Source organism: Sulfuricurvum sp. (assembly GCF_028710345.1).
Taxonomy (GTDB): Bacteria; Campylobacterota; Campylobacteria; order Campylobacterales; family Sulfurimonadaceae; genus Sulfuricurvum.
The window spans coordinates 1-11,849 of sequence record NZ_JAQTUH010000027.1 but is presented as its reverse complement, the minus strand read 5'-3'; the positions used below and the strand labels follow the sequence as shown (position 1 = coordinate 11,849).

Genomic DNA, 11,849 nt, shown 5'->3' with positions numbered 1-11,849 from the left:
TAAGATACTAGTTTTTACAATTAGAGTTTTAAACGACGGAAAACCCTAAAGTTATTCAATTCGTATAGTAGTAAATGACTTGTTGAGCGTTAAAACCATCATTTAGCTGATGGTGTCGGAAAACACTAGTAATCCGTTATATTGACTAATTTTTACTTATTTTTGTATAAGCCATATATTATCCAATAAGCTAACTTACAGTAAACCGTCATTAGCATCCAAATAATCCTACTCTATTGGTTTAGGATAGAAGAGCAAATATTTGTTAATAGCCTAAATAGTAAAGTTCAACGATTCCTTCTGTAAATCATTAACAAACTTGTAATGATTTTTACCATGTTGTTTTGCATCATACATCGCTTTGTCCGCCATCTGTAACATTTCATCTGGGTTAATTGTATTATCTGGAAAGATACTAATGCCGATACTCGCACCAATGTTAATGCTGGTGTTATTTATGAAAAATTCTTCATTGAGTTTTTGAATAATTGTATCTGCTATTTTTACTACGTTGCCTATATCCTGAGTACCGCTCAACAATATGATAAACTCATCACCACCGAGTCTCGCAACGGTATCGCTTTGTCTGATACAATTTGTAAGTCTTTGTGCAACATTTTTAAGTAATAAGTCTCCCATTTCATGTCCATGGGTATCATTAACACTTTTGAAGCCATCAAGATCCAAAAACATTACTGCGGCCATGCTACCTTCTAGTTTCGCTTTTTTAAGAACCTGTTCTAACAATCCCATTAGTAATTTTCTATTTGGCAATCCTGTTAAAGAGTCAACATGGGCATCTGCTTCGAGATGGTCTATTGGACGAATTAAATTATTTGTCATTTTGGAAGAAACGACAATACCTAAAATCAGTATAAATAGCGCCGTAAAAAATATACTGTCTCGTATTGATACTAATGGTTTTAAAGCTTCATCCGTATCAATTTTTGCAACCATTCCCCAATTGGCAATCGGGATATGTCTCCAAGCTGCTAAAACACTCACACCTCGATAATCAACGGACATACCGCTTCCATTATGCCCTGTTGCACCCATAACCACAGGTATACCTATCTTCCCGCTAATTTGAACACTTCTTCGCATTCCTGCATTTGGATCATGTCGAAGAGGGTTAAGAAAAATGATTTTTTCATTATTTCTTTTTCCGAGCAACGTTTCACCGCTGCTCCCTAAACCTGAGTAATCTTGCAGTAAAAGAAAAAGATTATCTACGCTGAACTCTACAACCACAACACCAACAAGTTTATTGTCAACATCTACAATAGGTGATGAAGCTGTCAAAGAATATCTATTTTGCTGGTTGTTGGACGAAACAGAGGTACTATTTTTATAAATATTTGAAAAGAATATTTTTGTTTTTCCTTGTTCAAAAGCTAATTTATGAAACGAAGAAAATATGCTTTCTTTTGATTGTGTTGAACTTGCAACTATTTTTCCATCCAATCCGATGACATAAACATCATTGATATTATGATTTAATACAAAACTATTTAACTCTTGCTCGTATAGATTTATAATTTCATTATGGTGGAATGATTTAGAATTTGAATTTTTATATAAAATCTCTTTGGCATAAGGTAAGGAATTAATTGTTTGTATATTATTTTTAGATTCATCGTAAAAATGTTCTATCTGTAATGATTTGAGTTTTGCAATGGCTTCTAGATGAGATAATTGAGAGATGGTAAGCTGTTTTTTAATATCATAATAACTGTATAGGGCAATAAGAACCATGGGAATTAAAGCAAAAAGCATAAACAACCAAAGTAGCTTTACTTTTAGCAAATTGGCATGTCCGTTCATCGTATTCCTTTTCATCTTCCAGCATTAAGCGGTATAAGAATCTTAATCCGATTTTATAACTTGGTATAGCATATTAATAAAAAATCACTAAACAATCATTATAGTAGTATATTTTTAAAATTGCTTTCTAACGATAGTAAAAAGAGCCATAGTTATTGAAAAGAAAAATTGAAATTGACGCTGAGAAGTTTATAAATATAATGAGTGATACATTTAGATATCACGCATAAGAGCGTTTTCTTTTCAGGACTTTTTTGGATCTTTAATATAGAATGTACACCAGCCTTCAGAATTTATTTTTCCTTCAACTAGCTTGCATTCATTTGTAGCTGCTATAAAATGCATACAATCTTTACATATTTTGCCCGTTGCAGATTTTTGCTGATATTTTACAGCCAACTTAGTTACTTTAGCCTGCAATGGAGAAGCAAAAAAACTAACTGTTCCAATTGCTAACATATATTTAAAAAAGCTTCTTCGGGATAATTGTGTAGTGACTTTATTTTATATTCAACAGAAAACTTGATGAGCAATAATATCAATCATAATGCTCTGTGCTTCTACAAGATCAACAAGGCAGTTTTTTTGCCGCTCAAATCCAATATTGTAAAGTAATCCGATCGATACACTCGCCACCAACAGCATATTAATAGTGAGCAACGCGATAAGGTAGTAAGGAGTATGTTTGAACTTATGACTTGCAAAAGAATCGATAAGACATAACTTAAAGTTTTTCATCTGAAATCCCGCACTTTTTTTGGTAGATGGGGTATATGCAATAGTCACAAAAAAATCTTGGAATTGGTTTATTAAGTTAAAATTTGATATTAAAGTTGAGTAAAGCGTGTTATAATCCTTACATTTTTCATTAGGAGTCTCTTATGGCAACACAATTCCAAAACGAACCTTTCAAAGCTTCACTGGATGCTAATAAAGAGTATTGGTACTGCACCTGTGGTTTATCCACAACCTTTCCGTTTTGTGATGGCAGCCATGAAGGAACGGATAAAAAGCCTATTGCATTTTCAGTTAAAGCCGATACGGACAAATGGCTCTGTCGATGCGGGCGTTCAGGAAAAAAACCGTATTGTGATGGATCACATCAACAACCTTAGATACCAGTGATATACTTTTTCATCAAATGGTCACTTGTTTCGCATCTTCTTTAACCACATAGTGACTTCATGAATCTATGATATACTTGCTAACCTACAGTAGGAAAAGCAATGCAAACTAAAATGTATTCTAGAAGTAATGCCTTTCTTATTGCTTTTCTCTATTTTTTTATTGGTATTTTTTGGATTTATTTTTCCGATGGTGCGGTAGAAATCATCGCTCTGAGTACAAACGATTTAAAAACCCTTCAGACCTATAAAGGTTTTTTTTACGTCTTTTCAACCAGTATTCTCCTTTATTTTCTTGTATCGCGATTTTTAAACGCTCAGTTCAAAGAGTATGCCTTGCATCTCCAAACACTTAAATCCAAATCAGAACTCGAAATATCTCTTCATAAAACCAATCAAATGTATCATGATTTATTCGACAATATGCTCGATTCAATAGCACATTGCCGTATGATTTATGAAAATGGTATCCCTGTTGATTATGAATACATCAATGTTAATAAAATATTTGAATCGATGACTGGATTACATGATGTAATTGGACGAAAAATCAGTGAATTCATCCCAGAATATACGCAGGAAAACCCCGATTCACTCCGCGTCTTCGGTGAAGTTGCCTCTAGCGGAAAACCATGTAAATGGGAACATTATCTAAAAGCACTCGATCAGTGGTACAACTTTTCAATTTACAGTCCGAATCACGGAGAATTTATCGTCATTTCCGCAAATGTTACGAGTGAAAAAAAAGCTCAAATCGAACTTAACCGCTCTAACGCACTACTCAAAACTATTATCAACAGCACGCCAGATGCAATATTTGTCAAAGATATTGAAGGAAAATATCTATTATTTAATCATGCTGCCTCTGAATTGGCAGGAAAAAGTGAAGATGAAGCTATCGGAAATACTGACGAAGTACTTTTCACTCCAGAAGGGGCAAAAGCACTCCGTGAAATGGATCAAACTATTTTAAAAGAAAAAGTTATCCGAAGCCAAGAAGAGCAAGCCATAACGCTTTCTGGGGATAAAAAAGTATTCTACTCGACTAAAGGTCCCATCTATAATGAAGACGGATCGTTACTCGGGATATTTGGTATTTCACATGATATTACGGAGCATAAACAAAATGAGATTCAACTTCTTAAACAGAAAACGATGTTTGACAATATTGCAGAGGGTGTTTATGCGGTTGATTTAGACGATCGTTGTAACTATATCAATTTTGCAGGCTTGAAACTATTAGGGCTCAGTGAAAGTGACATTTTAGGCCAGTTTCCGCACGATGTATTTCACTATAATATTTACGACGGAAAATACTATAGCCGTGAAGAATGTCCAATACAAATTGCTGTATTAAATGGTGAAACTGCTTATATCGAACACCGTTTTCATCGTAAAGATGGGTCAGTTTTTCCAGTACATATGTCAGTTTCCCCTGTTATCTTCGAAACAAATATAATAGGATCAGTCATTACGTTTGAAGATATTACTCAACAACAAATTGATCAAGATCATATTCTTGATGAGAAAGAGAGATATGACTATTTAGCACATCATGATGAGTTGACAAGCTTACCTAATCGCCTTAGTTTGAACGAATATATGAATCATGTAGTTAGTTTAAATAAAAAAATAGCATTTATGTTTCTTGATTTGGACGGTTTTAAAGAGGTCAATGACTCCTATGGGCATAGATTTGGAGACAAGCTTTTGATCGAAATGACTAAATTATTCAAAGAATTATTTCCCATTGATTCGTATATTGTTCGTACAGGTGGAGATGAATTTGTTATTATCGTCCCATCTGAAGGTGAACATCTCCAGATAGAATCAATGATGATTAATCTTGCCAATATGCTTGATAAGCCTTTTCATATTGATGCTAAAGATATATATATTACAGCAAGTATTGGTATCGCTTTTTATCCTAAAGATGCTAAAAATAGTGAAGAACTCATGCGATGTGCTGATTCAGCTATGTATGAAGCTAAAAATTCGGGTAAAAATACCTTTAGTATATACAAGAGTGTTTTGACAGAGAAGGCAGTTACTCGAATGTCGATTTTGACAAACCTCAAAAAAGCGCTCATAAACAATGAATTAGAACTCTATTATCAGCCGCAGGTTGACCCAAACACTCGTGAAATTATAGGAACAGAAGCACTCCTTCGCTGGTTTTCGCCCGATGGTATGATATCTCCATCAGATTTTATACCAATAGCAGAAGAGAGTGGGCTCATTATTGAACTCGGTAAATTTGTTTTAAAAGAGAGTTGTAAAACAGCAAAAAAATGGGCTGACGCAGGTATTTTATCTGGGCGAATAGCGGTGAATGTGGCAGCTCGTCAGTTTATTCACTCTGATTTTATAGCTATTCTCAAAGCCATTATTGATGATGCAAAGTGCGAACCTGAATGGATCGAGATTGAGATTACAGAGCGCTCCATCCTATCTGATCCTGAAAAAGTTATAGTCATTTTAGATGAATTACGTATTATGGGATTTCATGTATCAATTGATGATTTTGGTACTGGATATTCTTCATTATCCTATCTCAAAAATCTCCCAATCAATAAACTAAAAATTGATATAAGTTTTGTTCGAAATATTATGAGTGAACCTAAAAATCAAACGATTGTTAAGACGATCATTGCTTTAGCAAAAGGTCTTGAGATAGAAGTATTGGCTGAAGGAGTAGAGACAATCGATGAGATGGAATTCCTTCGAGATAATGGAATTGATTCGATTCAGGGGTACTATTATCATAGACCGATGTCTGCAAAAAATATAGAAGATTTGTAATCAAAGTAATTTTAAAACTTATTACAATGAAGTACGTATTAAAAAATAATACGTACTATTTTTTTCATTTTGAATTTTTTCTTTCGGTAGAGATAGGATATCCTGCCATTTTCCATTTTGTGTATCCGTTTAAGAGCCAATTGACATTTTGATACCCAAGTTTTCGTACCGATAGAGCTGCTTCATACGAATTTGCACACGATTCACCGTAGCAGTAAAAAACGAGAGGTTGCTTTTTATCAGCAGGTAGCTGCAGTGCAATGTATTGTGCTTTTGACTCATCGAAATAGACAGGATATGCGCCCTTGACATGCTCTTTTGAATAGTGGCGTTTTTCACGTGCATCAAAAAAAATAGCATTTTGGTCATACAACGCTTTTGCTTTTTTTGTATTGACAACGTTTATCCCTTGTGCTTTTGCTTCATTTATTTGCGGCGGTATGACGCACATACTATACGGAGCTTCAATCAATGTACTTTTTTCACCGTCATAATCGACCCCGTAAAGGGTAGCTGAACTTATAATTCCGGACAATATTAATATTGAAAGTTCACGTAACATAATTCACTCCTTGAGTTTTATTATTTTTTATCAGAGCTGTACTAATCTTTAGAAAATTATGAAGGCGTACGCTCATTTTTTTGCATATAATCGACATATTCACATACTTCACTTATGTCATTGCACGACTGATTATAGCCGGCAATTGGGTTGGCTTTAACACGTGCCAGGTTATCAGATACAAAATTCCAATTGACCAATTTCCACCAGTTGGCAAGATAATCGGGACGTACATTTCGGTAATCGATATAATACGCGTGTTCCCAGACATCGCAAGTCAATAACGGTGTATCGTTATGGCGTATCGGTGTATCGGCGTTAGTGGTCATTTTAATCTCTAATTTTCCACTTTTAGTAATAACAAGCCATATCCATCCTGAACCGAAAAATCCTGCAGCTGCCGTTAAAAATGCTTCTTCAAACGCTTTCATTGAACCAAAATCACGCTCAATCAATTCTAAAAGCCCAACTGAAGGGGTTGTAGAATTATTGATAAGCCCTTTCCAATACAAGTCGTGGTTATAAACCTGTGCGGCATTATTAAAAATAGCGTTAGCAGCGTATTTGATAATATGTTCCAGCGGTTTATCCTCAAACTCTGTTCCCTCAATTAGGGTATTGAGTTTGTTGATATATCCGGCATGGTGTTTACCGTAATGGTACGAGACCGTTTCGGCTGAAATGTAAGGAGCTAATCCGGATTGCTCATAAGGCAATTCCATAAGAACATGTTTCATAATTCATCCTCCTGAATTGTAATACCGTGTGATAATATTAACTTATAAAAATAAAATCTTACAAAAACAGTATGAACTACAATTGTATTTAAGCAACAGTTAAATATTTCATTAAATTACGACTAATGATAATTTGCGTAAAAATATCTAGGTAGGATGTTATGATGGAATTTACCGAAGAAGAGCTTCGAAAATACAACGGTCAAGACGGCGAACCGGCTTACATCGCTTTCAAAGGGAACGTATACGACGTTAGTGAGTCAAAATTTTGGAAAAATGGGATTCATTTTAAAAAACATTATGCAGGGTTTGATCTTACAGTAGAACTTGCGAATGCACCGCATGGTGATATAGTTTTTCAAAATTGTCCCCAAATCGGAGTATTCATTGCTACAACAAATGAAATATCATTCGATGAAAAAGAGGCTCGTAAAGAGCGATATCGTCAATGGTATGCCATATATCATCCCCATCCTGCAGTCGTTCATTTTCCGATTGCACTGCACTATTTCAGCGGTTTCGCGGATGTTTTGTTCTTATCAAATCCTACTACCGAATACGAAGCGGCTGTATTCCTATCGTTTTTGATCGCTACCGTGATGGGTTTTGTTGCATTGATCGCAGGAGTATTCAGCTGGTGGATCAACTACGATTTTGCGACGTCCAAAGCGTTCGTCATCAAGCTGATCGGCGCTCTCTTTACTCTGATCGTCGGGATTAGCCCACTGATTCAAAGATTTACGAATAGCGATGTCCCTTTTAGTCATGGGATTGATGGTTTGATGTACCATGGTGTCATATTTATTACGATTATTTCGGTTACAATCGTCGGATATTACGGCGGAAAAATTACCTGGGGGGCGAGACAATGAGAGATTCGGTTTCGGTATTGATCGGAGGAAAAGCGGGGCAAGGGATTGCAAGTATTGAGACCCTTTTGACCAAGGGGTTTAAGCGAGCCGGGTTTTATACCTTTTCGACCAAAGAGTTCATGTCCAGGGTTCGTGGCGGCAGCAATACGACGCTGATACGAATCTCAAAGCGTCCGGTTAATGCACCCGTATACAAAGCAGACATATTCGTTCCGTTGGATACCAATGCTTTTTATCATGCACAAGATCGGATCACAAAAGAGACGTTTGTAATCGCCAAAAAAGGGGATTTCGAATGCGACTGTACATTTTACGATCACGATCTGGAAGGGTTGGCCAAAAGCGTTGGGAACCCTATTGTTTCTAACACGATTGCCGCTGCGCTGATTTTCGGACTGCTCGGATGCGATGTGAACGTATTGAGGGAGATTGTAGCACAGCTGTACAGTAACGAGATGCTCGAAGTGAATCTCAAAGCGTTAGAGATCGGAGCGAAACTGGGACAGGAAAACGAAAACTGCCTTTACTGTATCGAACCGAATCTATCAGCCCAGCAAGCAAAGGATTTCTTTTTGAGCGGGACGGAGGGAATCGGGTTCGGAGCGATAGCGGGTGGATGCAATTTTATTTCCAGTTATCCGATGAGCCCCTCGACAGGGGTGCTGACCTTTTTGGCGAAGCAGAGTCGAAATTTCGGAATCTGTGTCGAGCAGGCCGAAGATGAAATCGCGGCATTTCAGATGGGCTTGGGGGTTTGGTACAGCGGCGGGCGGGCGATCACGACGACGAGCGGCGGTGGATTTGCCCTGATGGGTGAGGGACTCAGTCTCAGCGGAATAACTGAAACGCCGATGGTTGTCTATCTGGCGCAACGTCCCAGTCCTGCAACGGGTCTACCGACACGGACGGAGCAGGGGGACTTGGAACTCGCTATTTACAGCGGGCATGGAGAGTTTCCGAGGATCGTATTGGCTCCCAGTGATCCGAAAGAGTGTTTTGAACTTGTACGAAAAGCGTTTGAACTCGCCGATGCGTATCAGGTTCCCGTGGTACTTATGAGCGATCAGTATTTGGCAGATAGCTATTTCAATGTCGAGCGGTTTGAAATTGATCCTATAGCACCTGTTCATCACATCGTAAAGACGGATGCGGACTACAAACGCTATTCTATCAACTCGGAGGGTATCAGCCCTCGCGGGATTCCGGGATACGGTGAGGCGCTGGTATTGGTCGATTCGGATGAACACACCGAGGAGGGGCTGATTACTGAGAGTATGTCTGTGCGGAACGAGCAAAACACTAAACGGCTTCAAAAACGTCCGTTAGTAGCGAAAGTAGCTATTCTCCCCGATGTCGAGGCAGATGGAGAGATTGCCGTTGTCGGATGGGGGAGTACGAAATATATTATTAAGGAGGCGGTTGAGAGGATAGCGGATAAGAGGCTCTCAACTGTCCATTTCTCGTGGGTTCATCCACTATGCGAATCTCAGCTTGCACCGCTTCAAAAAGCCAAACGCCTTATCGTCATCGAAAATAACGCCACGGGGCAGTTCGCAAAACTTTTACGACTGCACGGAATCACCGCAGATGATCAGATCCTGAAATCTGACGGGCTGAGCTTTTTTGTTGATGAACTCTCCGAAAAAATCGCACTGCTGTTAAAGGAGATCCGATGAGTACACGGTTTGATAGAATCGTAGAGGATAACGCATGGTGCCCCGGATGCGGGAATTTTTCGATTCTTGCGCATTTGAAAGAGGCGTTGGAGGAAATGGGGCTTGATCCGCTTCAATGCGTTGTGGTTTCAGGAATAGGACAGGCGGCAAAAACACCTCAATATATGCATGTTCATATGTTCAATGGACTCCACGGTAGAGCACTTCCCGTCGCGCAGGGGATCAAAGTTTCCAACCCCTCTTTAACCGTGATTGCCGAAGGGGGTGATGGTGATATGTACGGGGAGGGGGGAAACCACTTTATGAGTGCCATTCGTCGAAACGCCGACATCATTAATATCGTCCATAACAATATGGTCTATGGCCTCACTAAGGGTCAAGCCTCTCCGACATCACAGCGGGGGTTTAAGACACCCGTACAGACTGAGGGGGTGCATGTAGAGCCATTTAATCCTATCGCAACGGCGATATCGCTTGATGCATCGCTCGTGATCCGTACTTTTTCGGGGAATAAAGAACACTGCAAAGAGATGCTTAAAATTGCTATCGCCCACAAAGGGTATGTATTGATCGATATTTTTCAGCCGTGCGTTACGTTCAATAAAATCAATACGTTTAAATGGTTCAAAGAGAATGTGTATGTATTACCGAGTGAGTATAACCCTGAGGATAAGGTCAAGGCATTTGAAAAATCGTTGGAGTCTCATCCCTTTCCGATTGGGGTTATCTATAAAAGCCCGCAAAAAGGTGTTTTGGAAGATGTGCTTCGGGATGAAAGTCAGATAGGAAGTAAGCCGCTGTATCTGCATGAAGTTGATTTTCATGCGCTTAGCAATGAGATGAATAAGTACATTTAACCAAGGAGAAAAGATGAAAAAATATGAATGTAATGTATGCGGATATATTTATGATCCGGAATTAGGCGACCCTGAGAATGGCATTTCTGCTGCTACTTCGTTTGAAGATCTTCCGGGAGGCTGGGTTTGTCCTGAATGCGGTGTGGGTAAAGAACAATTTACCGAATTAGCCGAATAATTTACTAAATCTAGTTTTTTACGTATTTATTGATTCGATAAAAGTGTGAAGCGTATTAACTATCTGAATGTTAATTTCTGGATTGATAATACGTTCTGTTTCAAGATCAAAATTTTGATTAAAACTCGGAACACTAATGCTGGCCTTAACATGGCCACCGAAAAATTGGGCTGATGCAGAAGCTGTTGCAAGCACAGTCGCTCCCCCTCTTGATCCTGGTGATGTTGAAAGCAAGAACATCGGTTTATTTTGAAAAACTTTTGAATCAATACGAGAGCACCAATCGAACAAACTTTTATATGCGGCCGTATATGAACCGTTATGTTCAGCAAATGAGATGATTAGAGCATCACTTTGTCCAATTTTATTAAAAAAAGCTTTTGCTAGATCAGGATGACCTAGTTCATTTTCACGATCAACACTGAAAAGAGGAAGCTCATAATCATTCAAATCAAGAATTTCAACTTCACAATTTTGAAGTAATCCTGCTACATAAGTAACTAACATTTTATTAATCGAATACTTACTGCTGCTGGCTGCAAAGGCGATAACTTTCATCTACATCCTTTAGATATATTGAATGGTAAAAGAATACTGCAATTTAGGAAATATATTTGCGATGGATGTCTGATATCTGTCTTTTATTTAGATACATTTTTAGTATCGATGACACATTTAGAATTAAGAGGATTGTTTTTATTTTGAATGACTATCTTTCCATTTTTTTCATTGCATTTTTCTTTAGATTGCTGAATGGCAATATCAAGACTAGTTTTGCCTTCTCCAATATTTTTATAAATAATGAATGTGCTGATTATCATAAAGATAAAACAAATTAAGATGATGGTAATAACCAAATAAATGCTGTAATACTTTTTCTCTATGAGTTTCATGATATATCTCCTAAATTAGACTTATATTAGCATTAGAATTTAAAAGTCAACCAGAAAAATAATAGCAATAAATAGTTAGAAAAAAATCTCAAAAAAAAATATTACAATTTGTTTAAGTAATAATTGCAACTATAATTCAAATCATCATCCATATTAGGGGTTAAACACCAAATAGCAGATATGAATAGATCAACTTCCAATATAATTTATCTTATGTTATCTAAAGTAGATTTGTCTGTCATATAAGAAATAGCCCTCAAAAGTAATCTCCATTGTGGACAGATTTTATTACTTTTGACACAATTTTTTTACAACTAGTTTATT

General features: G+C 37.5%; 13 protein-coding genes. 6 read left to right on the top strand and 7 right to left on the bottom strand.

What is annotated here, in order from left to right; translation table 11 throughout:
• Positions 1-273: 273 nt before the first annotated feature.
• From PHC76_RS14360 to PHC76_RS14350, 3 genes are all read right to left on the bottom strand, one after another.
• Positions 274-1,824 carry a sensor domain-containing diguanylate cyclase gene (locus PHC76_RS14360; protein WP_299974809.1) on the bottom strand — a complete coding sequence of 517 codons (1,551 nt, stop codon included), beginning with the start codon at positions 1,822-1,824 and terminating at the stop codon, positions 274-276.
• Between the two features lie 243 nt (positions 1,825-2,067).
• On the bottom strand, positions 2,068-2,283 hold the full coding sequence (locus PHC76_RS14355; RefSeq protein WP_299974812.1) for a high-potential iron-sulfur protein: 216 nt from the start codon (positions 2,281-2,283) through the stop codon (positions 2,068-2,070).
• A 51-nt stretch (positions 2,284-2,334) separates the two neighbouring features.
• Entirely contained in the window at positions 2,335-2,610 is a 276-nt protein-coding gene (locus tag PHC76_RS14350) for a hypothetical protein (protein WP_299974815.1), read from the bottom strand.
• Positions 2,611-2,705: 95 nt separating this feature from the next.
• On the opposite strand from PHC76_RS14350, the gene PHC76_RS14345 reads away from it, so the two are divergent.
• Positions 2,706-2,939 (top strand): CDGSH iron-sulfur domain-containing protein, encoded by a 234-nt coding sequence (locus PHC76_RS14345; RefSeq protein WP_299974818.1) that lies wholly within the window; start codon positions 2,706-2,708, stop codon positions 2,937-2,939.
• 111 nt (positions 2,940-3,050) lie between these two features.
• Positions 3,051-5,750: a bifunctional diguanylate cyclase/phosphodiesterase gene (locus PHC76_RS14340; RefSeq protein ID WP_299974821.1), complete on the top strand. Its 2,700-nt coding sequence runs from the start codon at positions 3,051-3,053 to the stop codon at positions 5,748-5,750.
• 64 nt (positions 5,751-5,814) lie between these two features.
• Here PHC76_RS14340 and PHC76_RS14335 read toward each other — a convergent pair whose 3' ends face one another.
• Together PHC76_RS14335 and PHC76_RS14330 are read right to left on the bottom strand one after the other, a co-directional pair.
• A complete protein-coding gene (locus tag PHC76_RS14335; protein ID WP_299974824.1) occupies positions 5,815-6,312 on the bottom strand; it encodes a rhodanese-like domain-containing protein in 498 nt (165 codons plus the stop codon).
• A gap of 56 nt (positions 6,313-6,368) precedes the next feature.
• The gene (locus PHC76_RS14330; RefSeq protein WP_299974827.1) at positions 6,369-7,049 is read right to left on the bottom strand and encodes a superoxide dismutase; all 681 of its coding nucleotides are present in this window, start codon (positions 7,047-7,049) and stop codon (positions 6,369-6,371) included.
• 161 nt (positions 7,050-7,210) lie between these two features.
• On the opposite strand from PHC76_RS14330, the gene PHC76_RS14325 reads away from it, so the two are divergent.
• From PHC76_RS14325 to rd, 4 genes are read left to right on the top strand one after another with little or no spacing between them, the layout of a single operon-like run.
• Positions 7,211-7,921 (top strand): DUF2231 domain-containing protein, encoded by a 711-nt coding sequence (locus PHC76_RS14325; RefSeq protein WP_299974830.1) that lies wholly within the window; start codon positions 7,211-7,213, stop codon positions 7,919-7,921.
• A complete protein-coding gene (locus PHC76_RS14320) occupies positions 7,918-9,597 on the top strand; it encodes a 2-oxoacid:acceptor oxidoreductase subunit alpha (protein ID WP_299974833.1) in 1,680 nt (559 codons plus the stop codon). The genes PHC76_RS14325 and PHC76_RS14320 overlap by 4 nt, the downstream gene beginning before the upstream one ends.
• Positions 9,594-10,454, top strand: coding sequence for a thiamine pyrophosphate-dependent enzyme (locus PHC76_RS14315; protein WP_299974836.1), 861 nt, complete (start codon positions 9,594-9,596; stop codon positions 10,452-10,454). Before PHC76_RS14320 ends, PHC76_RS14315 begins: the two co-directional genes overlap by 4 nt.
• A 13-nt stretch (positions 10,455-10,467) precedes the next feature.
• Positions 10,468-10,632, top strand: a complete 165-nt coding sequence (gene rd / locus PHC76_RS14310; RefSeq protein WP_299974839.1) for a rubredoxin — start codon at positions 10,468-10,470, stop codon at positions 10,630-10,632.
• An 18-nt stretch (positions 10,633-10,650) separates the two neighbouring features.
• Here the strand turns inward: rd and PHC76_RS14305 are convergent, their stop codons facing one another.
• On the bottom strand, positions 10,651-11,190 hold the full coding sequence (locus PHC76_RS14305) for an NAD(P)H-dependent oxidoreductase (RefSeq protein ID WP_299974842.1): 540 nt from the start codon (positions 11,188-11,190) through the stop codon (positions 10,651-10,653).
• 83 nt (positions 11,191-11,273) lie between these two features.
• Positions 11,274-11,525 carry a hypothetical protein gene (locus tag PHC76_RS14300; RefSeq protein WP_299974845.1) on the bottom strand — a complete coding sequence of 84 codons (252 nt, stop codon included), beginning with the start codon at positions 11,523-11,525 and terminating at the stop codon, positions 11,274-11,276.
• Positions 11,526-11,849 lie beyond the last annotated feature (324 nt).